Here is a 26,078-nt window from a genome sequence, read left to right as displayed (position 1 = left end):
GTCTGGCATGGCCTGAGCACCTTTAAACGCCGCTCCTTCGGGGGCGGCTTTTCTTTGGCGTTACCTCTCGCATCATCTTTTGAATCCTCCAGGTAAAAAACCATAATGGCACCTGCCACGGACAGGAAGCATTGCCTGTTACCTTTAAGCCTTTGTTATTACCCTTGTGATTTCAGCCATTCCGCCCCCGGAGTGGCTTTTTTTTATTTGTACTACACGCCAGCGGTAACGCTGTTTTTGATCCTCTTCTTTCCTCGCTACGCTGCAAGCCTCACAAGGGGGGAATTGTGACAATAAAAATAAACAGGCGTGATGATGCATTTGCAAAGCTGGTGGCTGAAGCGCGGGAAGCGCCGGGGTTCAGCTATGCAAAGTCGCGCAACCGTGATTACAAGGGCTTTAACGATGATTTTCAGGCTGAAAAGTTACTTAAAAATGACGACATACAGCAGGCCGTCAGCGTTTACAAAAAGCACATCATTGCAGCGGATATCGTGGGGCGTCAGGAGGCGTTAATTGACCTTTCGGCGCGTTTCCGTGCGCCGGATTCAACAGCGGTAATGCTGGAATTGCAGGCGCTGGAGAAAATGAGGCTTGAACCGGAGGTGTTCCGCAGCCGCATGGCGGCAATTGATACCCGTGCAGTTAAAAACATCAAAAGAACAAAGCACGGATGGCAGGTTGAGGGGCTGGATAAGTCACATCTTGCCGCGCGGATCCTTACGCTTGCCGGGGTGGATATCAGCAAGCCGATAACCGACGAAGGTAAGCGCCTCGCGAGAGAAACACTGACCGAAATTTACCGGGATATGGGATTCGATGACGGCGATTGAGATAGCACCTGAGCATGATTTAGAGCGCCGTCGCTACTGGCTGTCAGAGAAAAAGAAAATGGCAGAGTGGCGGCGCGTCATGCGTTCGCTCACGACAAAACCGCACCGCGTTAAATGTCTGCGCGGTGGGCGTGGCTCCAGTAAGTCATGGAGGATTGCCGAAGCACTGATTCAGCTCACTGTGCGATATGACCTGCGCATTCTGTGCTTGCGCCGGGTGCAAAAATCTATCGACGCATCATCACATAAGCTGCTCAGCGATACGATACGCCGTCTGGGGTATGAATCAGAGTTCACGATAACTCAAAACAGTATCAAGGCTAAATCCGGCGCTGAATTCCGGTTTTTGGGCTTTCAGTCGAACCTCGACAGCATTAAATCCATTGAAGGTGTGGACATTTGCTGGGTGGAAGAAGCGCACGCGATTTCGGCTGAAGCGTGGGAAACGCTGGCCCCGACATTGCGCCGCAACGGGGCTGAACTATGGATTACCTTCAACCCGGCTTTTGCGTGGGATGAAACCTATGTCAGATATGTTCTCAATGCAGAGGATGACTGGTTTATTGAGGAGGTGAACTGGTATCACAACCCATATTTCAATTCGACGTTGGATAAAGAGCGGCTTTATACGCTGAAGTATTACCCGGACAAGTACGACAACATCTGGAACGGCGTTCCCGTCAGTGATTTACCCGGCGCTGTTGTTAACCGTGGCCATCTTGAAAAGTTAGTTGTTTCGCCAGATTCGAAGCTGGCGAAAGCGTGTCGAACTGGCGTTAAAACGGCGGTGCTCGATGTTGCTGATGATGGCGACGATGATTCGGTATTGTCGTTCTTTGACGGGCGTTTTTTGTACCGTATGGAGCGATTACAGGCACGTGACACCGTTCAGCTTGCGCAACAGGCGTTAAAGATGGCGACGGAAGAAGGCTGTACCGTCCTGATTTACGACTCTGTCGGCGTTGGTTCTGGTGTTAAAGGCGAGTTAAACAAATACGAAGATTCAGAGATTGAGTTTCGTAAATTCGTCGCTCAGGGCGAAGTGTTGCGCAAAAAGTCCAGATATCGCGGCGGGAGGCCGAACGAAGATACCTTCCACAACCTGCGAGCGCAGGCGTGGTGGGCGTATCGGGATGCAGTTAACGACTCTGTGCGCTGGATAGAGACAGACATTATGCCGCCTGATGGCCTTTTCGCGATTTCTGACCAGATACCGCGTCGATATCTCGACCGCATCCTTTCTGATTCTACTGGCGTCATGTGGGAAACCACTCCTGACGACAAAATCCTTATTGAAGCGAAGAAAAAAGTTAAAAAACGGCTGGGCGTGTCCACTGACTACGCTGACGCCATATTCCCACATCTGGTACGCATGAAATCAGGAATTATCGAATGACGAACAAAACCAGCTTGATTCCCACTGAGGGGATTTTAACGAAAGAGGGCTTGCAGCCGGCTAATTACAATGTTGACGGCTATGTCAGTATGATGACCAGCGCAGCGGCAAGCTCAAAGGGTGCGGCGGGGATGAGTTCACCGACAGCCAACCGCATGAAGGCTCGCGCCGCAGAGGGGATGATTCCGCTGGTGGCTGCAATGACCGGGGAGCTATCCGGCATAGGCTGGCGCATTATCAGCGAACCGGTTGCTGCCGCAATGCTGAACGGATTCACAGTGGTTACTGAAAATCCTGATGATTCAAAACGTATTCAGCAGATTTTTGACGAAATGGGTGCGTGGCAGGTAGTGGAAAACGCCGCTATTCTGAAGCGTCATCATGGCTGGTCTGTGCTGGTTATGGGGGAAGAGTGGGTACGCTGCCACGGCTCACACTGGATTACCCCGTCGAATGACTGGTTTGCAGACTACAATTCGCCATTTTTTGGCCTGCCGGAAGGCTGGCGTATCCAGCTTAAAAGCCCCATCGGTGGCGAAGTGTTTATTGAGCAGGAAGATTCGATCCTCTTTGGCGATAAAAACTATCAGCCGATTTACGCGATGGTCGGTATCGAATTTGGCGAACCATTGCTCTGCAAGCCTTATGCAGCGTTACAACGTCTGGGGCTTTCGCATGAGCTAATCATCAGCATTCTTTCCCTTTCCGTTCAGGATATCTATAAAAAGAATGACTTAGCGGAAGACCTGAAAACGGCAAAAGGAGAGGCTACAGCAGCCCGAAGGCTGGCAGGGATAGCGGCAACCCGTCAGTTAAATGACATGGTCGCGATTGATGCTGAAGAGGAAATTAACCGCCTACAGTCAACCATGACCGGAACAGCCGACCTTGTTGATATGGCTATTAAGCTGGTATGCGCAGAAACAGGTTTCCCCATAGCTATGCTGGCAGAGCGTAAAGGCGGTCTTTCCAATAGCGATACCAGCGCCGATGCACAATGGCAAAACCTTGTTTCTCATATCAACACCAATTACATCATTCCGGCACTGAAAAAGCTGGCTTTTCGCTATACGGGGATCCGCGCTGACTTTGTGCCGAATAAATCTCAGGGGCAAATAGACCGCGAGGTAGACCGGGACAAGAAACGAGCGGAAACGGCACAGCTTTACTATTCAATGCGAGCTATTACCAGCGAAGAGGCCCGCGCAACGGCGCAGGAAACTGGAGCGGTGGTTATGCTTGCGACCACTCCGCCCGCAACTGGCACCATTGATGACCAGAATGACGACGATTCGAACCAGAACAACGAGAATCTGAACCGGAATAGCGCCAAAAAAGACAACGACGAGGCCAATAATGGCGAAGAGTGAACCACGTTACGACGCCGGGTATCCGCTGGCTATCGAACTGGTTTACGCTCAAAGGCTGGGCGATAACGCCCGGCTTATTGGTAAATGGGTTCGCGATGCCTGCATAAAGACATACAGAGCAATCGGTAAATCCGGCGCGGTGCTCAATACCGATGCCGCAGATGGCAAAGATATTTCCGTTGATGACCTGCTGGGGGATTTCATCGCCGCCGCAACGGTCAAAAAAGTGCGCGTATATATTAAGAAGAAAGCCGGAAGCAATTATTCACGAATGACGCGTGAGCAGCAGGAAAGGCTTGTCAGGTCTGTTGCTCAGGAACTTTTGCCGGATGCATCAATATTCCTTAAAGCTATTCCGGCGCTGTTGAAAGATGGTGAGTTTGGGGCTGTTCCCGCCTATGCATTCAGTGAAGTAAGGCGGCAGGCAGGAATCAGCCTGGCTAAAGACTTCGCCCGAGTGACCGGCTCAAAGCCCGATACCTACCTTCGTGTTATCAATCGCACCGCTGATGATGTTCAGGCCGCTATTGTAAATGGTCAATTTGGCCTGACTGACGAGTATTACCAGAACTATTACCAGCGTTTCCGCGTCGATGGTGTGAATCTTATTGACCTGAAAACAGGGCTATCAGCCACACCAGATACAGCGGGGGCAATATCTAAGCCGCTCGCCAGCTTAACGGATCCGATGAGAGCAGCGAGCACGGTTCCATCATTACCGGCTATGGAAGCGGTAAATACCCAGCTTGCTAACTCGGCGGTTGACGATTTCCGGCTGATTGTTCGCGCTGCCGCCGATATTGATTTGGCACCGGGTATCAAACTGCCAACAGAAAATATGGCTGACCTGATATCCATTGATATTTATGACGGCGATAAAAAACTGCTGGAGCAAACGACTGACTGGCTCACGGAAAGCATGGGGCGAATGGATAACGTCACCGATGAGGCGCTACAGCGCGGAATTAAGGTCGTACAGCAGGGGTTACGCGAGGGGCGGGGAGTTGACTATATCGCCGACAAACTGGCAACCGAAATGGAAATTCCCTATCGGAGAGCCCGCAACGTCGCCCGCAATGAGATAGGTAATCAGGCCTGGAATCTGGAGGAAGCCAACGCCCGTATTGCCGGGATGAAAATATACCGCTGGCGGGGGATGTTAGACGAACGCGAGCGAAAATTGCATGTTGAGCGCGAAGGTAAGGCATACGAGCCGACCAGACCGCCACAGGACGGGAATCCGGGGCAACCGCATTTATGCCGCTGCTTCCCTGAATGGTTGTTCTCTGCGTCGGACGTTGAAGAAGCGGAGAAAGAAATTGCTGCAAGAAACACAGGTCAACGTTGACGCCATCAAGCAATGGGAGATAACCCCGGAAGGTTATCTCCAGATTGATATCCCTGTCGCCCGTCCGGGCGTACTGGTTTATGACCGCAAGCGCGGTGATGCATTCACGGCTAAAGAGTACCGCTCAGCCGATGAATTGTTTAACCAGGACTCAATGAATACCTTAATCGGCAAGCCTGTGACGGTGTCACATCCTCGCAATGGTCTGGTGACGTCCAAAAACTACCGGGCCGTTTCTGCGGGGGTTGTTACTGCTGTTATGCGTCAGGGTGATGAGTTGTTTGCTCGCGCTCTAATTCAGGATGAGAAGTCTATACGGCTGATACAGCGTGACAAGAAATTGCGAGGGGCGTCGTTGGGCTATCAGTGTGATGAGAAGCCTAAAGTTATAGGGTTGTCACCTGACGGAAAAGAGCACGACACGCTGCAAAGGGGGATTAAATACAACCATATGAGCATTGTATATAACCCCCGATACGAAAATGCAAAATTTAATCTGGACGGTGAATCGATGGAATTAGAAGAGGCGTTAGCCGAAATTGAGAGTCTAAAAGCGAAAAATCAAACGCTTACGACTGATTTAAGCAAAACACAGGGCGACCTGCTGAAAGCAAATACGCGCCTTGTGAATATGGACTCAGCCAGCAACGAAGCTTACGAGCGCGGTGTTGCTGATGGTCGTCAGGAAAATGACCTGAAAGCAGCAGCTAAACGCCTGAACATCAACACCGACAGCCTGGGCGATATCAATCTGGTCAAACAGGCCATCATCCGTAAGGCAAACCCTGAAGTAAACATGGATAGCTGGACGGATGAGCAGGTGGATGTTGCGCTGTCAATGGCGCTGGTTGCCTGCGGTAAGAAGTTCGAACAAACCCCGCGTAATCCCCGCGCAGCAGTTAACACCGATGAGCAGGGTGCTCAGAAGTCAGCCCATCAGGATTATCTGGCTCGCACCTTTGGCAAAAAAGAGGCAGGCAAATAATGCAGACCACGATTAAAGACGATTTTGACGCGGGCTTGCCGGGTGATTTGGCGGTGCTGCCGTCTTTCCGTTCCTCCGCTCGGGTAACCTCCCGTCGCGCTGGTGGTGAAGTTGCGCCGGGCGATGCGGTGAAACTTACCTCCGGTAATGATTCAACCTGCGTTGCTTTACCTGATGATGGAGATGTTACGGATGCCATCGGCATTGCTGTTACCGCGCATTCAAATATGCCCGCCACACCGGGATTTGGTAGCAACACGCGCATTGGTGTGGTCACTATCAATTGCCCGATTGGTATTGTCGAAAATGGCCCGATTCGCGTAGCGGTCAAAACGGGTGAATCGCCGAAGGTGGGTGATTTAGCCGTGCCGAAAGGCCGTAACGCCACTACCGGTTATATGGAATGGGGTGTTGCTGCATCCGGCGATAAAAGCCGCTTCCGCTTTGAATCGCCAACTCAGCGCGGTGGTACGGCAATTGTGATGGTCATTGATGGCGAACTACTCAGCGCCGGATATCCCCGCGAAGTCGCTGTAACTGGCGTTGCGCTGTCGCCTAAAACAGCATCTAAAGCCGCTGGCGCGACTCAGCAGTTTACGCCGACAGTTTCTCCGGCAGGTGCGACCAATAAAGACGTTACCTATGCATCCAGCAATGCGAACGTAGCAACAGTAGACGCATCCGGCCTTGCCACGGTGAAAGGCGGGGCAACAACCGGACAGACGGCAACCATTACGGTACGTACTGAAGACGGTGGTTTCACTGACACCGCTGTAATCACCGTTAGCTAACAGGGAAACCCCAAAAGATGAATGAGAAATATTTAGCCGCGCTTATGGCGCAGCTTTTTACCGAAGCTCAGGTAGCTGGCGCGGTGCCGGGTATCAACGTTGACGAGCAAGGGCTAATTTTTGCCCGTGACCTTATTTCCATGTCAAACGATGTTTACATGGAAGAAATGCCCGCGCCGGTCGCGTTGACCATGTTCCAGCAGGAGCCGGGCATCAACGAGGGCGCTAAGTGGGCGGGTTATCGCATGTATTCCGCTCAGGGCATGGCTAAAATCATGGCGGCATTCGGTACAGATATGCCAATGATGAGCGCCAAAGGCCGGGAATACTTCGCGCTGATGTACGATATCGGGCTGGGCTATGGCTACACCTACAGTGACGTTATGGCGGCGGCAATGTCCGGTACTCCGCTTGATAACATTCTGGCGCTCAATACCCGCGAAGCGCATGAACGCACCGTTTCTAATCTGCTGTGGCGCGGTAACAAGGAATATCAGATTATCGGCTTTATCGAACATCCGAATATTCCGCTGGTGGCGCTGCAAGGTGCCTGGGCGACTTCTGACGGCGATAAGATTTGCGACGACGCATCAGCGCTTATTGCTGCAGTAAACACCACGAAAATCTACGAAGTGAATGAATTCCATATGCCGTCTAAGGCGTGGGCGCGAATTCAGGGCTTGCGCCTGAGTGGTACGCTCGGCACGGTGCTGTCATTCCTGCGTAGCTCTTACCCGGAAGTTACTTTCCGCAAAAACTCCGATCTGGATGATGACGGTATCTGTATCGCGCTGGCAAACAATCGTCGCCACTTCGCCCAGGCTACTCCTGTGCTGTTCCGTCAGTTGCCGGTTCAGCGTAGCGGGTTAGACCTGTCTATTCCGTGCCTGTCGCGCTCTGCTGGCGTTATCGTCCGTGCGCCGCTGGCTGCTGCCAAATCCTCTAAGGTGATTTAACTCATGGCTGAGAAAGAAAAAGTTTTTCTGACTAACACTACTCAGGCACCGATTCATATCGGTGCAAAAAACAGTGAAGGCACCGTTATTACTATCTCAATCGCTCCGCTGGAGGCGGTCGAGGTGGACAGCGCAACACTGACCATCGGCGGCGTTAAGCAGTTTCTGGACGAAGGATGGTTAAAAGAAGTTTCAGCCGCTGAAGCCAAAAAGCTCAATAAAGAGCATGACGGCGTAGTTGATTCTGACGACGAGTAAGGGCATAGCATGACGGTAAATGACTGGCTCGCCATTCTGCTACCGGGGGTGACACTTGATGAGGGCGCTATTAGCGACCTTTCTTCTCAATGTGAGCGGCTTTACAACCTGCGGGCCGCTGCGGAGTACGGTTACGACATTGAGCGCCTGAAAGCGCTGTATGTTGCTGCCAATCTCGCCCCAATAGCAGTAGAAGGCATAAGCGCAAGTGTTCGCGGTGTTGCAAGTCGCCGGGAAGGGAAAGTTGCGGTGACATTCACAGAAGCCGCGCAAAAGTCTGGCTGGCAGGGTACGCAGTGGGGGCAGGAGTTTTTAGACGCAATGGGGGATTTGACAGGCGGTTGCATCCTTATCGGTCACGCCTATTAACGGGATTTTATTCTAAAAAATGCGATTGGCCAGCTTGGCCATCAGCAATAAAAAGAGGGTCAACGCTCGATTTTGAAGATAAATATTCTGATATTTGAAAACGTTTAACGGAGTTTGATCCATGCGTGGAGGTGCAAAGTTTGAAACAAAGGGCTTTGACCGCGTAATCCGTCAGCGCGTGAATGCGCTGGCGGGCGTCAAGCTTACCGTTGGTATTCACAGAGGGAAAATGAATCAGGGCGTCGATGTTGCGCTGTATGGAGCCTGGAATAACTTCGGCACAAAGAACGCTATGGGATGGGAGTTAATACCAGAGCGTCCATTTATGCGATTTGCGGCAGACAGAATAGCTGACTGGATGCGTACAGACGCTTACAAGGAGGTCTTGCGTGATGTTGCGCGAGGTCGCATTACTCCGCAACAGGCTATTGCTCGCATAGGTGCTCAGGCTGTTCAAATTACCAGAAAAACAATCGCTGATTCCGCGCTATACCGTCCTAACTCAGATATCACCATCGCCCGCAAGGGTTCAACAAAGCCGCTTATTCATAGCGGTACGCTTATTCAGACAGTCAATTACAGGGCTTTTGCATGAGACGATTAATTCATTACTGGCGTCCATTACCGATTGAGATAGTTGGAGGTATGCCACGCGAGGGATATTCGGAGCAACAATCCGCTTTCCTCAGTATGCAGCCGGTTGATGGTGGCGGTTCATTTCGGGCGTACCTAACCGGGCGCAAACCTCAAGATTACATGGAAGCCATGGGCGAAACGGATTTAGAGGTTACAGAAGAGGGCGAGCATAACGGCGCTATAGTCCTGTGTGCGGGTAAATATTACGAAGTGGTGCAGCGGCAGGAGTGGCAAAACGGCGTTATTAACCACTACGAATATTTGCTATTTGGTATGAAAGAACGGGACGCGCTCGCGCTGGTGGGATAATGACTAATTATACGGTCAAATTAATGACCGTTGACGGGGAATTATCATATTCTGATTATCGCGCAGAAAAGGCGACATTCTCCGCTAACGGTAACAGCAAAGATATTTTATTCACGCCATATAATTTTCGGGATCCGTCTGTGGTCAGTTCTGTTGTGCTGGATAATGGCAGCGGAACCACTATCAATATTTCGGCTGATTTCCGGCTGGATGTTGGCGATGTTGTCAAATTTCCGGCTGGCACACTCAAAGAAACCGATACACAGGCCAGACCAACAATCCTGAGCGGTGCGCCCTACGTTGCAATGGTACGGGCAAGACAGGCAATGATTGAGTTGGTGGGCGACAGTCCAATTTACGCGCAACAGAAGATTCCAGAGTCAAAGGATCCGTTTACTGCAGTTCATCTTCTCACGTCATCGAGAGAGCCGCAGGCATTCGCAAAGTCATGGGATGGCGATTACCGTGTTTATCACTACAACTGTGAAGCGAAAATTATCGTTATCCGGTCATCAGATGACGCTCAGGCATTTCTAGAAAATTTTTTGAATCAGGTCGATTCGACTGAAGGTGACTTCTGGCAGTTCGAAAATAACTGCTGTATTGACCGCTCGGGCGATTTCGAGAATAGCTCCCCTCTAATTGATAACCTCGTTTACCAGCAGATGGCACAGGTAACGCTGTCTTTGACATTTGTGTACCAGCATTACAAACGAGAGAGTTGGATTGAAAGCGCGACGGTCACACCGTGCGATAAAGTCACTCTCGCTATCAGGGGCTATTAAATGGCGAATTTAAGTCGGCTTTTTAGTGTAAAAATTGGGCGTCAAACTACCGCCGCTCAATATGGCGTGTTTGGTGTCGGGTTAATCCTCGCGCCGGGCGCGGCATTTTTCGGGAAAAAATTCACAGATTACGAATCCGCTGTCGTCGCGGATTTTGCCGATCTCTACCGGGTATATACCAGCGCTGATGATGCCATTTCAGACGGCGTATCCGGCGATAATCTTCTGGCGGTTCAGGCGTATTTCTCTCAAAGTCCGTCACCGGATACGCTGGTTGTCGGCGATTTCTCCGCCGCTTACAGCAAAACTATGATTGCCCTGACGGGGGTTCCGGTTTCCGGCGCACCTACAACTACAAAGGCCACCATCGGCTATGTGAAAGGTACGGAATATCGCTACGCCAGTTATAACGGCACTACTTGGGCCGGGAGCACTGGCGCAGCGGCTGATATCGTTGCTGATGCAACGACTACAGGTCAGTTTCTGGTTGATGGTCGCATTGTCTATCTGGAAGGTGCTGAAGTTGTCCATGCTAAATCTACAGCGCTGGCGGCTGGCGTCAGTGCTGCGATTGCTTCCATCAAAAACCAGTACAACAAGTTCTTTATGTGCATGACGCCGTCGCGGAATCTGTCGATTCAGAAAGCTATTGCTGATTGGATCGAATCGCAGATTGATAAAATGGCGGTGTTTATCGACGACTACACGTCTTCCACCTGGGCGACTGACAACATTACGAAATACCTTTTCGATAAGAACATGGCGGGTTCGTTTGCCATTTCTACGAAGCTGGAAAAGAACTTCCTCGACGCTGCTATCGCCGGGCGTTGTCTTGTCATGCAACCGGGCTCAGAAACGTGGGCGCTCAAGACACTTAACGCCGTTCAAAGTGATGGATTCACCGAAACCGATTACCAGAAAATTAAGGCGCTCAACGGTAATACCTTTGAAGATTATGGTTCCGGTGTCACGGTAACTTACCCCGGCACGTGTGGCGACGGAGAAGCGATTGAAGTTGTTCGTTTCTGCTACTGGCAGGCCGACAAGATGCAAAAAGACCTTGCTACGCTGCATATCAACCGCAACAAAGTAGGGCACGACATGCCGGGCTATGAACTGGTCTCTAACCAGATGGAAAGCTCGCTGAAGGCGGGCCAGACTGCTGGCGGCATTATGGAGAATTTTACGGACGATAACGGCGATTATGTCCGTGGATTTACTGTAGTGCGTCCGACGATGTCAGAAATCAGCGCCGTGCAGCGTATCAAAGGCGATATAACCATTAAATTCTATTTCTATCTCCGCTACGCCATTAAGCACGTTGATGCTGTTGGCACCGCAATGACTTACGGGGTTTAACTATGTATTTAGGCGTAATGTCCTCTAAAGACTGGCTGATTACCGTAGGCGTTGTGCCGGTAATCGGTCTGGCTAAAGACAGCAATATCACGCTGGAAATGACGGATGACCAGATTACCGTTTCTTCCGGCATCGGCGGTGACTGGTCTTTTATTGATAATCCAACTGAGGAAGGGTCTTTAACCTTCGTCACACAGCGAAATTCTCCGGTTAACACGGCTCTTTTTCTGATGCAGAAAACGAAGTCTGTAGTACCCGTCACGCTAACCAATACGCGTAATCTGTCGGTACACCGCATGGGTTACGCGATGTTTGCCCGTCAGCCTACTGATGGCGCAAATAATGGTGCTGGTGCTCAAACACTGGAATGGAAACTCGTTACTGGCGAGGTGGATTCGGTCATTAATGGAGTGAATATTACCTGATGGACGACTCAATCAAACACGTTGAAATCAACGGGCGTAAATTCTGTGTAGTCCGAATGAGCGCTTTTGATGCCATTCACTTTAATTTGCGCGTGGCGGAGATTCTTGCCAAACACGGTATCAGCCAGGTAGAAAGCATTCTTTCTATGTCGTCGAAGATTTTCGGGGTGCTTAACCGGGAAGACCACGACGAACTGTTATTTACCTTGCTGGCAAAATCCCGCGCTCAACTGGTCGATAATGGCGAGTTTCTGGATAGCTGGGACGCAGTGAATACCAATTTCACCGCTGCCAACATCGCCGATGTTTATCTGGTGGCGCTGGAGTGCCTGAAGCTCTCCATTCTTCCGGTTACAGCAGGTTTAAAAAAAAATATTGGTCTGGACACAGCGGGAACGATGCAGGGAGCCATGCGACAACTGTTCAGCGCCTTGCTGAAAACCTTGACCGAACCGTCCGCACAGAACTTGTCATCTGGCGAGTGATAGAAAGCGGCCTGATTAGCTTCAGCGATGTAGTGTCAGGCCGCGCCTCCTTTGATTCCATTATGAGAGCCTCCGCCGTTATCCAGTTTGATAATGCGGTTCAGCACGCGCTTAGTAAGGTGAAAAAATGACAGACCAGTCAGCCGATCTCGTAACGAAAATTGACGTTATTCCCGACCTTGACGGGCTCAACAGCTTTGATGCTGCGATTGATAAGGCTATCGCAAAGGTTAATCAGCTTGACGCCGCTATCAAGCGTGTCAACAACCTGAAGCCTGCAAGCCCCTATGCGCCCAGCAGTGCATCAACAGCGCCGACAGCCGCCGCTACAGCAGCAATAGCCACAGTAGCCGCTACAGGCTCTAATTTGATTGTCCATACGCCGCTGGCTAATACGGTTAAAAGGGAATCACAAAAAATTGCACGTGCGGCAGTAGAAGGCATGGGGAGTGGTGTTGGTTTACCATTGATGGGAGGCTCAGGAGGGGGAAGGCTTTTCATTCCATACCACGGGGGTAGCTCTCCTTCAGGGAATGGTGGTGGATTGTTTGATCCTTCAACGATAAATCCGCTTTCTAGGTATGACTTTTCAGCAGGGAGTTTTTCAGGAAACCCACTCAACCCAAAAGGAAATGATGAATCTGCTGGTGGAGGGGGCGACGGGAAAGGCTTAGGTGCTGAAAATCTCTTGGCGGGAGCCGGTCTAACGGCAGGCATTATTGCTATTGGGAAATCACTGGCTGATGACCTAGATTCTATTCAGCAGCAACAAGCGCAAATTGCAAGACTTGCACAAACAACAGGTGATGCGAAAGATGCATTCTTTGCTTTAAATGAGGCAGCAAGCGCAGTAAGAAGCGATAGCGGAGCGTTTATCTCAACCTATACCAATATGGCGACCGCCACGCAGAAACTTGGGAAGTCTCAGGAGGAAACAATCCGAGCGACTCAGGGGCTGGTGGGCGCATTACAGTTAGGTGGTGGCAGTGCTGAAGCAGTAAACGCAGCGCTTTACCAGATGGGCCAGGCATTTTCTTCTGACCGGTTCGGCGGGGATGAATTTAGATCCTTCATGGAGGCCATTGGCACAATGGCCCCGGAAGTCGCGAAGGCTTTCGGCACAGATGTAAAAGGGCTGCGGGCAATGTCAGAGGCCGGGAAGCTGACAGCGGAAACGATGCTAAAGGCCTTTGAAAAAATGGCCGCAAATAATGCTGACCTTCTTAAAAAGCAAGGATGGACGTGGGGACAAACATTAACGGTGATGCGAAATGACTGGCAAAACTTTCTTGCCAAAGCAACGATAGGTGGAGATTGGCAAAAATTCACAGATTGGGCATCCAATACTTTGATTCCTGTTCTTAGAAGTGCGGAAAAAGAGGTTGCCGCGTTCTGGTCAACGCTCGCAGACGAAAGTAAATCGGCGATTCTGATAGGTATTCTTGGCGCTGTTGGGGCGGCTTTTACCGCGTTGGCTATTCCAGTTATTGCAGCTGTATGGCCTTTCCTTGCGATTGGTGCCGCTGTATGGGTAGTTTATGAAGCGTTTGTAGAATGGAAAGCATGGTTAGATGGCAAGGGAGGTACCATTTTTGATAGTGTTTTTGGCAGTTTTGACGAATTTGAACGGCGTTACCCAAATCTTATAGCAGCCCTCAGAACGATTATTGATTTGGCTGGAAAAGCTGCTTCGGGTATAGACAACGCAACTAAGCAAAATGGAAGCAACGGGATTATATCCGATGCTATTGAAAATCCGTGGATGACGGCTTTTCAGGGGCTTTATAACCTTACGCCGCTGCCGAATACATTCAGGTCATTGGGTGGGTTAAGTGATATGTTTGACCTCAATCCCTTACCGGGCATAGAAAGCGCTCTTGGTATCCTTCCTTCAACGGCTACAGGTACACCAAACATTAGCAATAGTGGAAATAAAACAACTACCATTATTGTTAATAGTCCAAAAGAGGCAGCTGATACGGTAAATAATATTGATGAGCCGGGTACTCTATCTGGTGATATTGGTGGTAATATCGCGGAGTCAACAGGGGCAAGATAAGGATAAGGTAATGCCAAAGAATGAGTTTAAGGATTTTGCAACCTTCGAAACTCTCATAACACCAAAAATAATCACTGTTGTTTACTGGTTAGTTACAGTGCTTCTCATCCTCGGCAGCATTTTAAGCTGGTTACGTCAAAGCGAAGGTATGAGTATCAGTTTTGCTGTATCTCTAGTGGCTACGAGGGTGATTTTTGAATTAATCATGGTTTCATTCAAAAATAACGAGTATCTACGCCGAATTTGTGAAGCGGCAGAGGCAAAAAAGAGCGATTAACCGCCAGCGGTAACGGCATGTAACCCACACAGCTAAGATGTGAAAATCCCCTCTACGAAGGGGATTTTTTTTGGGGTTTTTATGGCTGAAGGTATGGACGCGGCGATTAGTGCGCCACACGATAAACGGGCTGTCATGGTGTTTGAATCAGGAGTGACGGTGTCACTTAGGCTCAAAACACGTGAGGAAGTTTCGGCAAAACGAACCATTGCTCAGGGGAAGATTGAGACGGGTTATAAAATATCGGATGGTGAAGTAGACGATTCAAAGGTTGCCAGTTTTGAGGGAATCATCACCGGCACTGATTTGCCTTTTGCGCCTCTGCATATGATTTCAGCCATGAATCAGGCTCAGGCCATTCAGGCAGCATACGATACGAAGGAATTTGTATCGGTCTATACATCTTTCATGGCAATGCCTCAATGCCGTATCACATCGCTTTCAATTGAAGCTGCCCCTAAGAAAAACAGCTATACCGTCAAGCTCACTGCTCAGAAAGTTGATACGGTGACATTTCAGCGCTCACGCACAAAATCAGCGCAAGCAAAAACTTCTAAGCCGGCAGGGAAGGGGAAAACCTCCGCAGGTAAAAAGAGCGCCACCACGGTAGACGCGAGCAAAGAGCCGCAAAAAGTTTATGCGCTCGAAAAAATGCGCCGTGTATTTGGAGGGGCATAAATGGAGCCTTCTTACTACGAGATTGGTGTTATCGCATCTATCCCAGACCAGGAATTCACATCATCACTAAACGGCGTGGTTTTGAATATGCGCCTGTTCTTCGCAACAACCACAGAGCTGTGGTGGCTTGAAATGTCCAACGCAGACAGGACAGTTACACTGTCACAAATTTGCTTGCGTCCGGGAGTCTGGCACGGCCTTAGTGGAAAATTGCCGGGCTATGCTGGCGCGGGAGCGATTGGTGTTGCTCGTCTTAGACCAAATGAAAAATTTGGAGACGTTAACGCTTTTGATGGGGGCTTTGGCCTTTTCTTTTACGACGAACTGGAGAGTGATTAAGTGGGGAAACTCTGGAAGCGATTTATTGAATCACTTTCGCCTAAAAAGCTGGGGGTGCTACTGGCTTTGGTGGTGGGGTTCACGCTGGGAGCGATTAAGTTTTGGGACTGGTTTAAATACAGGGTGGGAATTATTACGGCGGCTCTTGCGGTGCTTTCTCTTAATGAATGGGCAGTAATTATCGGCATTTTATGCACTGTGGTGACTTGCCTCGTTAATTGGTATTACGAGCGCAAAAAATACCTAATCGCTTTAAGTGGGGGTGTACGTGGGAAATAAGAGCAAATTAAGTGCCGTTATGCTGGGTTTAATTGCTGCCGGGGCAAGCGCTCCGGTATTGATGGCGCAGTTTCAGCACGAAAAAGAAGGAACCAGCCTGACAGCTTACCAGGACAAAAGCCGGGGCATATGGACTATTTGCGGCGGTGTGACTTACGTTGATGGTAAGCCGGTAATCAAGGGCATGAAATTGACGCGAGCACAGTGCGATAAAATTGATAAAGCCGAACAAGCTAAGGCGCTGGCATGGGTGGATAGAAATGTCCACGTGCAATTAACGGAGCCGCAAAAAGTTGGAATTGCTTCATTTTGTCCGTGGAATATTGGCCCCGGCAAATGTTTTCCATCTGGTTTTTATCGTGACCTGAATTCGGGAAACTTTAAAGGAGCTTGTGCGCAAATTAAGCGTTGGGTCTGGGATGCCGGGCGTGATTGTCGCATCCGGGAGAATAATTGCTATGGTCAGGTTATCCGCAGAGACCAGGAATCAGAGCTAACTTGCTGGGGCATGGACAAATGAAAACAAAATATGCCGTATTAATTGGCCTGATTGTAGCGTCGTCATTAGGTGGCGCTGGTTATGTCATCCATGAATCAGCTTTTGAGGCCGGGAAAAAGGATAACGATAAAGAATGGAAACTGAGGTGGTCAGAGCGCGACAAGGCCGATAAAGACGCGCAGTTGACACAAGAGCAAGCGCAGCGTGAAGAAGAACTCCGGCGTAAGAAGAAAACAGAGGAAATTGTAAATGATGCAGAACGGGAAAAACAAAAGGCACTGGCTGATGCTGCTGACGCTGATAATGCTGCTGACCAGTTGCGCGGGCAACTCGCCAAAATCAGGCGTGAACTCGCAACCAGTGAAACAGGCAGGATTTCCGCAGATGCCGCCAGAAGGCAGACAGCCGCCGAAACCGCAAGTTTGCTTGCCGACCTGTACGAAGAATCAGACCGTCGCGCGGGAGAAATCGCTAAATATGCTGATGCAGCAGCAAGTGCCGGGAGCGTCTGCGAACGCACATACGACGCGGTAACGCGATCTGTTGAGTGATCGAAACGGATCAATTAATGCCCGTAAATGATTGATAATTTGGATGGTTGAATGAAAAGGGCGGGGATGTGATGTTGGTCGCTTGTTTGTAGTTGCATTATAAGTGGACTACATATACGATTATGCTCATGGAAAGGAAGGCTTTTCCTGAGTTAACGTAGATTACAAGCGGATTACGTGTTGCAGCCCGTCATTTAACATAATATACATTATGCGCACCTACGATGTAACTCCAATATTCTGATGTCACTTTTAACCCATTTAGTGATGTCACTTTTTCTGGCATAAAGGATCCAATCCTCAGGCCATGGAGACATCAGGATGCTTGTGACCATGTCAGATAAAGAACTCAGCCGGATCAACGTCATTCAGTCAGTTGTTGAAAAGCGCATGCGCCGTCGTGATGCGGCTCATCAGCTTGTTCTGACCGAACGTCAGACACAGCGGTTAATGAACCGTTTTCGTGAGTCTGGTGCCGCAGGTCTGGCAAACCTACGGCGTGGACGCCCTGGTAATCACAGGCTTCCTGAGTCACTGAAGCTGCGTGTTCTGTCGTTACTTCACGATCATTACAGCGACTTTGGACCAACACTGGCCGCAGAAAAATTACGCGAACGTCACAACATCACAGTATCTGTTGAAACGCTCAGAAAATGGATGACAGCTGATGGACTCTGGATTCCTTATTCACGTCGCAGGCCCCGTGTTCATCAACCCAGATACCGGCGTGACTGCCTCGGAGAACTTGTTCAGATTGACGGTTCTCCGCACGACTGGTTTGAAGGTCGTGCGCCGAAATGCTGCCTGCTCGTCTTTATTGATGACGCGACTGGTCGCCTGATGCACCTCCGCTTTGGTGAGACTGAATCAGCCTTTGATTACATGATGACCACCCGCGAGTATCTCGAGCAACACGGCAAGCCCTTGGCGTTCTACAGCGACAAGCACGGCATTTTCAGAGTCAATAATGGTGGTTCAACCACAACCGGCATCACACAGTTTGGTCGTGTGCTTTCTGAACTGGGGATCGAGCTGATTTGTGCCAACAGTCCGCAGGCTAAAGGCCGCGTGGAGCGAGCAAATCAGACACTTCAGGACCGACTTATCAAGGAAATGCGTCTTGAAGGAATCAGCAGCATTGAAGCAGCGAACGCCTGGCTGGCTACTTTCATAGCTGACTTCAATCGTCGTTTCGCCAGGCCCGCAAAGTATCCCAAAGATTTGCATCGCCCGGTGGCAGAAAGTGGCGAAGAGCTGGATGATATCTTTGCATGGCAGGAATCGCGCAAGCTATCGAAAACACTGACATTCCGATATGACAAAATGATATATCTCGTTGACCCAACAGAAGAAAACGCTTGTATCGCTGGCGAGAAAATAACAGTCTACGACTATCCTGACGGCACACTGGCATTCAAATACGGTTACCGTTCACTCAAATATCAGGTGTTCGACAAACTGGAATGCGTTGATCAGGGGCAAATCGTTGATAACAAACGTCTTGGAGCTGTTTTAAAACTGGCGCAAAGCAAAATGGATGAACTCGAACGCGATGGCAAGCGTGACCGGAGCAAAAAGATGCCCAAACGACGGGCCCAGGCCAGAGTTCAGGAACAACTCAGGGCGATTAACCCGGTTCTGATAAATCCGGATGAATTCAGGGCCAGTCGGAAGCGCTAGCCCCCTGCTCTTTTGGTTGTTTTGGATAGTTCAGCTGTGGCAGTGTGATGAAGTACAAGCTTTTGAAAACATGGCAGTTGAGTTTGCAACCAATAATCCCCATTACTTATCTGGTTTTACTATCACAGCGGATATATTCCAGAATATTAAGGGGAAATGAGAACATGGCCAGATGTACGGCTCCTGTACGTGGACATAGCTCAGCAGCAGCCGCTGCTGCCTGTCCAGCCTGTCGCAATCGCAGTGGTTATCGCCGCAGCAGCTACAGTTATGATAGTTATCCGTCCTACTCCTCGTCAGGCAGCGCTGGCGGAAGTCGTGGAAGCAGTGGCGGTGGATCCAGCAGCGGTACAAAGCCCCGCTGGTCAAAATCGGGTTCTTCCGTTTCCTATACAACCGCCCAGGTACAATCCCTCACACCGATTCGCCAAACGGTAGAGAAACTTGTCGCAGAGAAGCCGGATTTGCGTGATGTATTCCTTTGCCACGCTTGGGATGATCGACAAGGCGTAGCCAAAGAGCTACACGATTTGCTCGAGGCTGCAGGCGTCAAAGTATGGTTTAGCGAAAAGGATCTTGCTCTTGGCGTTCCTATGATGCGCGCCATCGATAAAGGATTAGCAAATTCTCGAATCGGTTTGGTATTAGTGACTCCAGCGCTGTTAAACCGACTGCCCAAAGAAGGCGTTGCTGATAAAGAGCTTTCAGCTTTACTGGCCGGGAACCAACTCGTACCGATCGTTCATAACACAACGTATGAAGCTCTCCGTAATGTCAGTCCCTTGCTCGCATCCCGAAGCGGTCTGGACACGGGAGAAGACACGCTGGAAGTTGTCGCAACAAAAATTGCAGAATTGATTACTGTGTAGAGTAATAAATCTGGTCTGCTACCGCAGGCCAGATATTTTATCTCTTATCACCCTTTCCCTTCAGAACTAAACTTCCGCCCCTGTCCATGTAACTTCAGGTGACATTTGAAACTGGGAAAATCAGGTGACATTTTAAGCTTGCAATAACATACGATGATCGACGCACAAAAACACTTTTTATGCTCACCGCTCACCGATGGACTCTATAATGGATTTGTGAACGATTTATGCTGAGCGGTTTTTACTGCGATGCCATAGGACGGAGAATTTTTGCGGTAGCGCGATGGCTCATAACCTGATTGCGGCTAACTACCGCAAAATGAACGCGTTTTCCTGAACCCGATCAACTCAGGGTCGTTCAACCAATCAGGCAATTTTGCCTGATTGAATCCACGCCCCCAAAAGTTTTTTTGTGCAATGCTGACACAGATCCAGCCTCAGACACTCTCCGTCACCGAAAACTGATCCATAACCTGCAACGCGGTCTACAGACAAAAACTCCTGAAATTCCGAGGTCGCCAGTTCAGCCCGACGCCCGCAACGATCGCAGATTTTGGCGGATAGAGACAAAACCTCAACTTTTGAAAACTGCTGCATGGCATAGTACCCTCATAAAAATGTTTTGCCAGCGCTACGCTCGGCCAACCCCGGACAGCACCAGAATAAATTCTGGCACCGACCGGGGTTTCAGATAAAATATTATTCGAAAGCAACCACTTAACCAGCAAAAAAATCAGCAAGGAATGATGACCATGTTTAGCATAAAAAACAAACACTTAAGAAAGAAAGCCATATTACCTGCTGCCTTTGTATGTATATTTGCAATGCTAATTATAATGGTTGAGACATACAGGCAATGAACAGAGCCGTGAATTATTATACGGTTCTCCAAATCCGGTGACGCGCCCTCCTCGCCCGCGCTGCGGTGAGCGCGTCACCGGATTTTTCGTACCTGTAAAACAATAACGATATCAGTTTTTGTTGAATCGCTACCCTTGCTGGTCAGAAACGGAAACAACGAAAATCCCGTTTTAGTATCAGTATTTTTGTTATCAGCGAGACCACCAATCAGAATAATATCCCCATCTTTCAATGATATATCGGTAGAAATTGCCCGTTTAATAAGCGTCGGACTCTCATTAACACCATTATCAGTAGTGGTGAAATTCGAGAGCTCCTGAGACAGATTCAGGTCGATAACACTAGATCTGACCTGCGGTAGAATTTTAAAAATAATCCCGGAATCTTTATAGTTCACAGACTGAACAGCCGATTGCCCCTGATAACTAACAGTTCCCAGCGTAGGAGTTGAACTGCCGACCGAAAATTCCGCTTGCGAACCTGAACGCGCCCGCAATGTGGGGGCCGAAACAGTAGAAAACCGCGAATCTGTGTTAAACAGCTCAACCAACGCACTAAGTGAACCCGTGCCGATTTTCAGAAAATTGTCATACCCTCTCGCTGAACTGCCACCAATCTGTAAATTCAATTTTGAATTCAATAAATTAACAGCCAGTTGCAGACCTGAACCCGTTTTCGACGTACTCTGTACCTCATACACATAACCGGACACCAAAACCTCATCAGCCGGAATATCTACCAATGGCAACGCCTCAGAAACCCGCCTGATCTCAGATCTTGTACCGTAAAAAACTAACATATCAGCGGCCGTTTTCTCACCCCCCCCAGAGAACTGACCACCATCACTGGCTAATGATTTCATCTGTGATGCCAGATAATCGACAGACCGGTACAGGGGTTTATAGGTGTAGCTGAATTTCGGCAAAACTGTTTTTTCTGCTGATTGAGAGGGTACATAGTAGAAATCGACACCATTTTTTATTTTAGATTTAACGCCGGGTAATGACTCCAACTTACTGATAGTGTTTTATGTTCAGATAATGCCCGATGACTTTGTCATGCAGCTCCACCGATTTTGAGAACGACAGTGACTTCCTGCCCAGCCTTGCCAGATGCTGCCTCAGATTCAGGTTATGCCGCTCAATGCGCTGCGTATATCGCTTGCTGATAACGTGCAGTTCTCCCTTCAGGCGTGATTCATAAAGCGGCCAGCCATCCGTCATCCATACCACGACCTCAAAGGCCGACAGCAGGCCAAGAAGACGCTCCAGCGTGGCCAACGTGCGTTCACCGAATACGTGCGCCACAACCGTCCTCCGTATCCTGTCATACGCGTAAAACAACCAGCGCTGGCGTGATTTAGCGCCGACGTAACCCCACTGTTCGTCCATTTCCGCGCAAACAATGACGTCACTGCCCGGTTGTATGCGTGAGTTTACCGACTGCGGCCTGAGTTTTTTAAGTGTCGTAAAATCGTGTTGAGGCCAACGCCCATAATGCGTGCACTGGCGCGACATCCGACGCCATTCATGGCCATATCAATAATTTTCTGGTGTGTACCGGGCTGAGAGGCGGTGTAAGTGAACTGTAGCTGCCATGTTTTACGGCAGTGAGAGCAGAGATAGCGCTGATGTCCGGCAGTGCTTTTACCGTTACGCACCACGCCTTCAGTAGCTGAACAGGAGGGACAGCTGATAGAAACAGAAGCCACTGGAGCACCTCAAAAACACCATCATACACTAAATCAGTAAGTTGGCACCATTACCCATCTCCCCTATAAATAGCGATACGATAAGTTTTTGATGGTGAGGCATTTGCTGAGGTTGGTGCGGAAAAAATAGAGAAAGTAAAAGCCAGAGCAAGGGTAATCATATTTGCTCTCTTCAACTGAGTTTCCTGGAAAAAAAGTGGCATTACGCTATTCCCCTTGTTATAGAGTGTTTTGTAAATCATTAAGAACCATTTTTACCATTCTAAATACATGACATAAAATTAGAGCACTCGCTCAAATTTAACTTTGGCGTTGATTTTGTCAAGCGTTTTTAAGCGCGGCAAAAAAAAGTTAATACGTAAAAATGTGTAACTCTGACAAAGTTGTATAAATTTTTTAGTGAGATGCAGGCGACATACGAAAGGATAAAAAAGCAGAAACAGCGGTAACCTTGAAATCATCAACTAAGGTGTAAGGGCTAATTAACAGGCGATGTCCTGAAAGCCATACTTAACTGAACAAGACATTTTGTTTTTCGTAGTATGTCCGTGAGAGTATGCTTCGGCACGCACGAGGCAGATGAGAAACGGCGATGGCCCGAATCGTATAGAGACACAAACCTGAAATTCCGGACACCGCGCTTCAGGACATCGCTCAAGACGCCTATATCGGGCAGTATCCGGACGGTACTATCGAACGCCGGTACCCTGCCCTTTATGACTGACGACCAGCTATCTCACCCACGCACTTCTCCCTGAAATTTAGCATCGTCGCGGTTAATGTCGAAAATTTGCCACCTGACGTGGTTGGCATCGAGGGTGAAAACTGCCGTGGCGAGGGTGTTCTCCTCATCCGGATCGTCGGCAGCCAGCCGGTAAATTGGCAGTTTGGCATCATGGGTATCTGAGAGAATGGCTTTTGCCGCCGCGGCGTCAAACGGAGGTTGCGTTTCCCGCCACTGCACGAGGCGTAACTGCCGCGACGCTGAACTGTCGGTAACGATCTGCTCAACGCCAGCCAGTGCCGCATGCACCAGATGGTTGGCATGCCCGGTTACCGTCGTCAGGGGGAGAACGGAACAGCCTTGCCCGGTGGCCTCAACGCTGAACAGCCGCGCATCGCCCAGCTGCCCGAGCGTATGGTGAAACGCCCCGGATCGCGGCTGGCCGATAAGTATAGTGATGGCCTCGTCGAGGGTGTTCGCATTCAGCGAGGCGCGAGCCAGGATCTGACGCGGTAATCCCTGCGGACGATGCACTGCACGGATGTTATTCACCGTGTTAACGATACCTTTTTCATTCACCGCAAAGGTGTGGCCGCAAATCGACCCCGGATAGGCAAAACTCGTAAAGCTCAGACCGCGACTCGGGGTAATGGTAGCCAGCAAGCATTCATCCCGTAACTGAGGAAAACCGTCTTCATTGTGCGCGATAATCCGCTCGCCTGCGGCGTTTACCCCGGCCACCGTCGTACAGCCATCCGACGTTGAGCGCACCAGATCGCCACGGCAGTTCCAGGCAAAGACCTGATCAACATTGGCCTCCAGCCCCTGCGCCAACCCCTCCAGCTCCTGCCAGATGTGCGGATAATGCCGCTGCACCTCAGCGCGCATTAATCGGGTCTCAGGGGATGCCTGCAGGGTCATCACCGTTTGCCACAATGACGTGAGCATCAGTTTCTGATGCCATGCTTCACGGCCAAGCTCGCCAAGGCGCAGGCCAATCTCAAACGGGGAACCACTGATGTCTATTTTCTTCATGTGATGGATTCACTTATGTTCAGGAAACGTGCTGTAAAAATTCTTTCAGGCGCGGATTGCTACTGGCATTCAGCAGGATATCAGGTGGGCCATCTTCAGCAATGGTTCCACCATCGATAAAAATCAATCGAGAGGCCACATCGCGTGCAAAGCCAATCTCGTGCGTCACTATAATCATGGTCATCCCTTCATCCGCCAGTGAACTCATCACTTTTAATACTTCATGGCGCAACTCCGGATCGAGCGCAGAGGTTGGCTCATCAAACAGCATCATTTTCGGTTTCACCGCCAGCGCGCGGGCGATAGCCACGCGCTGCTGCTGGCCGCCTGAAAGCTCCGACGGATAGTGCTCGGCCCGTTCGCCCAGGCCGACACGTTCCAGCAGCGCCAGCGCCTGTTCGCGGGCTGCCGCTTGACTCATTTTGCGTACGCGGATAGGCCCAAACATCACATTTTCCAGCGCCGTCAGATGCGGAAACAGATGAAACTGCTGGAATACCATCCCCGCTTCGCGGCGGATTTCGCACTCGTTGACGTGAGGATCGGTCAGGTGCATTCCGGCAACCAACAAAGTGCCGGAGGAGATCTCTTCCAGCTTGTTGATACAACGCAGCAGCGTCGATTTACCTGAACCTGAAGGACCGATAATCACGACCACTTCACCGGCATCAATTTTCAGATTGATATCGTGCAGCACCTGGGTGGTGCCGAAATGTTTAGCGACCGCGCTAAATTCAACCATGCTCATAAAATATGGATCCTTTTCTCCAGTTGCTTCAGCAGGAAGCTCAGGCACAGGGTGACGGCAAGATAAATCAGGGCTACCGCTGTCCAGACCTCAAGGGCACGGAAGTTCCCGGCGATGATCTCCTGCCCCTGGCGCGTTAATTCCGCGACGCCGATAACAATGAACAGCGAGGTGTCTTTAATGCTGATAATCCACTGGTTGCCCAACGCCGGGATCATGCGGCGCAGGGCCAGCGGCATAATCACATGCCATAGCGTTGCGCGCTGCGATAATCCCATCGCCAGACTGGCTTCTTTAAATCCTCTATTGATGGACAAAATTGCGCCGCGCGTAATTTCCGCAATATACGCGCCGGAGTTAATAATAATGGTGACCATCGCGGCCGTGATAGGGTCGATACGAACAGGCAGAATCATTGGCAAGGCAAAATAGATAAACATCACCTGTACCATAATTGGCGTGCCGCGAATCAGCTCGACAAAAATTAATGATAATGTTTTCGCGATACCGCCTCCCAGTGCACGACAGATTCCTGCCAGCAGACCGATGATAAAGCCGCCCGCCAAACCGACCATAGAGATCAATATTGTCAGCTGCAGCCCCTGTAATAATAACGGCAGGGATTCCCATATATATTTCGTTTCGAAATTCATAATGCAGTCTATTACTCTCGGTTCTGGCCGGGGTTACCCGGCCCGGCGGGGATTATTTAGGTTGCTTGTTAAACCATTTGAAATAAATCTTGTCGTAGGTGCCATCCGCGCGTAATGCCTTTAACGCGGCATCGACCTTCGGCGTCAGGCTGCTGTTTTTCTGCAGGGCAAAACCGTATTTCTGCGGCAGAATGCTGTCCGTTTCCCCGGTCGATTTTACCTTACCGCCACCTGCGGTTTTCACGTAGTAGAGCACGTTCGGGGAGTCGTGAACGACCGCGTCCAGATTGCCTGCCTGCAGGTCGAGATAGGCGTTATCAATATTGGGGAATTCGACATAGTTGGCTTTATATTTGGATTTCATAAAACTGGCCGCGGCGGTGCCCTGCTTCAGCCCCACTTTTTTACCGGCAAGCTCGCTGAATTTGGTGATGGAATTATCACCACTTTTCACCGCCATTAAGAGATCCGCATCGTAGTAACCCTCGCTGAAATCAACGACCTGTTTGCGGGCATCGGTAATGGTGATCCCGGCCATTGCCACATCTAAATTACGCGATTGCAGCCCAGGAATTAAACCGCCAAAATCCATAGGGCGTAATTCGTAGCTGACATTCATTTTCTTCGCAATGGCTTCCCATAAATCGATATCAAAACCAACATATTTATTGCCTTGTTTAAATTCAAAGGGAACGAAGGCAGTATCCACACCGACTAATAATTTATCTTGTGCCATGACGGCAAAACTCGCCGAACAGGCAACCAGTGCCAGGGTAATCTTTAATTTTTTCAATAATGCAGACATAATAA

At 49.8% G+C, this 26,078-nt stretch carries 31 protein-coding genes; 24 read left to right on the top strand and 7 right to left on the bottom strand.

Features of this window, described 5'->3' with window-relative positions; all coding sequences use genetic code 11:
* The first annotated feature begins 287 nt into the window (after positions 1 to 287).
* The 24 genes from MKleb_RS13665 to MKleb_RS13550 all read left to right on the top strand — a co-directional run bounded on the left by MKleb_RS13665 (position 288) and on the right by MKleb_RS13550 (position 19,536).
* The gene (locus MKleb_RS13665; RefSeq protein ID WP_004113051.1) at positions 288 to 833 is read left to right on the top strand and encodes a hypothetical protein; all 546 of its coding nucleotides are present in this window, start codon (positions 288 to 290) and stop codon (positions 831 to 833) included.
* Positions 820 to 2,229, top strand: coding sequence for a PBSX family phage terminase large subunit (locus tag MKleb_RS13660; RefSeq protein WP_070585197.1), 1,410 nt, complete (start codon positions 820 to 822; stop codon positions 2,227 to 2,229). The genes MKleb_RS13665 and MKleb_RS13660 overlap by 14 nt, the downstream gene beginning before the upstream one ends.
* Positions 2,226 to 3,599 (top strand): anti-CBASS protein Acb1 family protein, encoded by a 1,374-nt coding sequence (locus MKleb_RS13655; RefSeq protein ID WP_217075932.1) that lies wholly within the window; start codon positions 2,226 to 2,228, stop codon positions 3,597 to 3,599. The genes MKleb_RS13660 and MKleb_RS13655 overlap by 4 nt, the downstream gene beginning before the upstream one ends.
* Complete coding sequence (locus MKleb_RS13650; protein ID WP_217075931.1) at positions 3,586 to 4,947, top strand: phage minor head protein; 1,362 nt, start codon at positions 3,586 to 3,588, stop codon at positions 4,945 to 4,947. The genes MKleb_RS13655 and MKleb_RS13650 overlap by 14 nt, the downstream gene beginning before the upstream one ends.
* Positions 4,919 to 5,932, top strand: coding sequence for a DUF2213 domain-containing protein (locus MKleb_RS13645; RefSeq protein WP_076752206.1), 1,014 nt, complete (start codon positions 4,919 to 4,921; stop codon positions 5,930 to 5,932). The genes MKleb_RS13650 and MKleb_RS13645 overlap by 29 nt, the downstream gene beginning before the upstream one ends.
* Complete coding sequence (locus MKleb_RS13640; protein WP_217075930.1) at positions 5,932 to 6,723, top strand: Ig-like domain-containing protein; 792 nt, start codon at positions 5,932 to 5,934, stop codon at positions 6,721 to 6,723. The genes MKleb_RS13645 and MKleb_RS13640 overlap by 1 nt, the downstream gene beginning before the upstream one ends.
* Before the next feature lie 17 nt (positions 6,724 to 6,740).
* Complete coding sequence (locus MKleb_RS13635) at positions 6,741 to 7,679, top strand: major capsid family protein (RefSeq protein WP_004113058.1); 939 nt, start codon at positions 6,741 to 6,743, stop codon at positions 7,677 to 7,679.
* A 3-nt stretch (positions 7,680 to 7,682) separates the two neighbouring features.
* A complete protein-coding gene (locus MKleb_RS13630; protein WP_217075929.1) occupies positions 7,683 to 7,937 on the top strand; it encodes a hypothetical protein in 255 nt (84 codons plus the stop codon).
* Positions 7,938 to 7,946: 9 nt separating this feature from the next.
* Positions 7,947 to 8,306 carry a DUF4054 domain-containing protein gene (locus tag MKleb_RS13625; RefSeq protein ID WP_217075928.1) on the top strand — a complete coding sequence of 120 codons (360 nt, stop codon included), beginning with the start codon at positions 7,947 to 7,949 and terminating at the stop codon, positions 8,304 to 8,306.
* Positions 8,307 to 8,427: 121 nt separating this feature from the next.
* The gene (locus tag MKleb_RS13620; protein WP_016808976.1) at positions 8,428 to 8,901 is read left to right on the top strand and encodes a hypothetical protein; all 474 of its coding nucleotides are present in this window, start codon (positions 8,428 to 8,430) and stop codon (positions 8,899 to 8,901) included.
* Complete coding sequence (locus MKleb_RS13615) at positions 8,898 to 9,251, top strand: hypothetical protein (protein ID WP_228740732.1); 354 nt, start codon at positions 8,898 to 8,900, stop codon at positions 9,249 to 9,251. Before MKleb_RS13620 ends, MKleb_RS13615 begins: the two co-directional genes overlap by 4 nt.
* The gene (locus MKleb_RS13610) at positions 9,251 to 10,036 is read left to right on the top strand and encodes a phage neck terminator protein (RefSeq protein ID WP_064411792.1); all 786 of its coding nucleotides are present in this window, start codon (positions 9,251 to 9,253) and stop codon (positions 10,034 to 10,036) included. The genes MKleb_RS13615 and MKleb_RS13610 overlap by 1 nt, the downstream gene beginning before the upstream one ends.
* Entirely contained in the window at positions 10,037 to 11,395 is a 1,359-nt protein-coding gene (locus MKleb_RS13605; protein WP_217075927.1) for a DUF3383 family protein, read from the top strand.
* A 2-nt stretch (positions 11,396 to 11,397) separates the two neighbouring features.
* On the top strand, positions 11,398 to 11,820 hold the full coding sequence (locus MKleb_RS13600; protein ID WP_016808972.1) for a phage protein: 423 nt from the start codon (positions 11,398 to 11,400) through the stop codon (positions 11,818 to 11,820).
* Positions 11,820 to 12,305 carry a phage tail assembly chaperone gene (locus MKleb_RS13595; RefSeq protein WP_004113073.1) on the top strand — a complete coding sequence of 162 codons (486 nt, stop codon included), beginning with the start codon at positions 11,820 to 11,822 and terminating at the stop codon, positions 12,303 to 12,305. Before MKleb_RS13600 ends, MKleb_RS13595 begins: the two co-directional genes overlap by 1 nt.
* 127 nt (positions 12,306 to 12,432) lie before the next feature.
* Positions 12,433 to 14,364 carry a tape measure protein gene (locus MKleb_RS13590; protein WP_154988341.1) on the top strand — a complete coding sequence of 644 codons (1,932 nt, stop codon included), beginning with the start codon at positions 12,433 to 12,435 and terminating at the stop codon, positions 14,362 to 14,364.
* 10 nt (positions 14,365 to 14,374) lie between these two features.
* Positions 14,375 to 14,641, top strand: a complete 267-nt coding sequence (locus MKleb_RS13585) for a DUF4282 domain-containing protein (RefSeq protein WP_016808969.1) — start codon at positions 14,375 to 14,377, stop codon at positions 14,639 to 14,641.
* A gap of 81 nt (positions 14,642 to 14,722) precedes the next feature.
* Positions 14,723 to 15,319, top strand: a complete 597-nt coding sequence (locus tag MKleb_RS13580) for a phage baseplate protein (RefSeq protein WP_217075925.1) — start codon at positions 14,723 to 14,725, stop codon at positions 15,317 to 15,319.
* Entirely contained in the window at positions 15,320 to 15,658 is a 339-nt protein-coding gene (locus MKleb_RS13575; RefSeq protein ID WP_217075924.1) for a phage baseplate plug family protein, read from the top strand.
* The gene (locus MKleb_RS13570) at positions 15,659 to 15,937 is read left to right on the top strand and encodes an HP1 family phage holin (RefSeq protein ID WP_077266277.1); all 279 of its coding nucleotides are present in this window, start codon (positions 15,659 to 15,661) and stop codon (positions 15,935 to 15,937) included.
* A gap of 19 nt (positions 15,938 to 15,956) precedes the next feature.
* Positions 15,957 to 16,457, top strand: coding sequence for a lysozyme (locus MKleb_RS13565; protein ID WP_064351536.1), 501 nt, complete (start codon positions 15,957 to 15,959; stop codon positions 16,455 to 16,457).
* On the top strand, positions 16,454 to 16,987 hold the full coding sequence (locus MKleb_RS13560; protein ID WP_064353086.1) for a DUF2514 family protein: 534 nt from the start codon (positions 16,454 to 16,456) through the stop codon (positions 16,985 to 16,987). Before MKleb_RS13565 ends, MKleb_RS13560 begins: the two co-directional genes overlap by 4 nt.
* A gap of 333 nt (positions 16,988 to 17,320) precedes the next feature.
* Entirely contained in the window at positions 17,321 to 18,667 is a 1,347-nt protein-coding gene (locus MKleb_RS13555) for an ISNCY family transposase (protein ID WP_217075923.1), read from the top strand.
* Positions 18,668 to 18,831: 164 nt separating this feature from the next.
* Positions 18,832 to 19,536 (top strand): toll/interleukin-1 receptor domain-containing protein, encoded by a 705-nt coding sequence (locus tag MKleb_RS13550; protein ID WP_088552389.1) that lies wholly within the window; start codon positions 18,832 to 18,834, stop codon positions 19,534 to 19,536.
* 366 nt (positions 19,537 to 19,902) lie between these two features.
* On the opposite strand, the gene MKleb_RS13545 is transcribed toward MKleb_RS13550, so the two are convergent.
* The 7 genes from MKleb_RS13545 to glnH all read right to left on the bottom strand — a co-directional run bounded on the left by MKleb_RS13545 (position 19,903) and on the right by glnH (position 26,073).
* Complete coding sequence (locus MKleb_RS13545) at positions 19,903 to 20,133, bottom strand: hypothetical protein (protein WP_163586227.1); 231 nt, start codon at positions 20,131 to 20,133, stop codon at positions 19,903 to 19,905.
* 337 nt (positions 20,134 to 20,470) lie between these two features.
* Positions 20,471 to 21,259, bottom strand: a complete 789-nt coding sequence (locus MKleb_RS13540; RefSeq protein WP_217075922.1) for a type II secretion system protein GspD — start codon at positions 21,257 to 21,259, stop codon at positions 20,471 to 20,473.
* 151 nt (positions 21,260 to 21,410) lie between these two features.
* Positions 21,411 to 22,108 (bottom strand): IS1 family transposase gene (locus MKleb_RS13535; protein ID WP_223274117.1). Its coding sequence is split into 2 segments (ribosomal slippage): positions 21,411 to 21,859 and positions 21,859 to 22,108, totalling 699 coding nucleotides; the frame shifts between segments, so codons are not numbered across the junction.
* 736 nt (positions 22,109 to 22,844) lie between these two features.
* Complete coding sequence (locus MKleb_RS13530) at positions 22,845 to 23,867, bottom strand: acyl-CoA--6-aminopenicillanic acid acyl-transferase (protein ID WP_049083570.1); 1,023 nt, start codon at positions 23,865 to 23,867, stop codon at positions 22,845 to 22,847.
* 19 nt (positions 23,868 to 23,886) lie between these two features.
* Complete coding sequence (gene glnQ, locus MKleb_RS13525) at positions 23,887 to 24,609, bottom strand: glutamine ABC transporter ATP-binding protein GlnQ (RefSeq protein ID WP_163586260.1); 723 nt, start codon at positions 24,607 to 24,609, stop codon at positions 23,887 to 23,889.
* 2 nt (positions 24,610 to 24,611) lie between these two features.
* Positions 24,612 to 25,268, bottom strand: coding sequence for a glutamine ABC transporter permease GlnP (gene glnP / locus MKleb_RS13520; RefSeq protein WP_001008622.1), 657 nt, complete (start codon positions 25,266 to 25,268; stop codon positions 24,612 to 24,614).
* Positions 25,269 to 25,320: 52 nt separating this feature from the next.
* Positions 25,321 to 26,073, bottom strand: coding sequence for a glutamine ABC transporter substrate-binding protein GlnH (gene glnH / locus MKleb_RS13515; RefSeq protein WP_044112285.1), 753 nt, complete (start codon positions 26,071 to 26,073; stop codon positions 25,321 to 25,323).
* Positions 26,074 to 26,078: the final 5 nt, after the last annotated feature.

The sequence above is a fragment of the Klebsiella sp. PL-2018 genome (assembly GCF_019048985.1).
In the GTDB taxonomy this organism is placed as follows: Bacteria; Pseudomonadota; Gammaproteobacteria; order Enterobacterales; family Enterobacteriaceae; genus Klebsiella; species Klebsiella michiganensis.
Note: the sequence above shows the minus strand (reverse complement) of the source record. Positions and strands in the feature narration are given on the sequence as shown.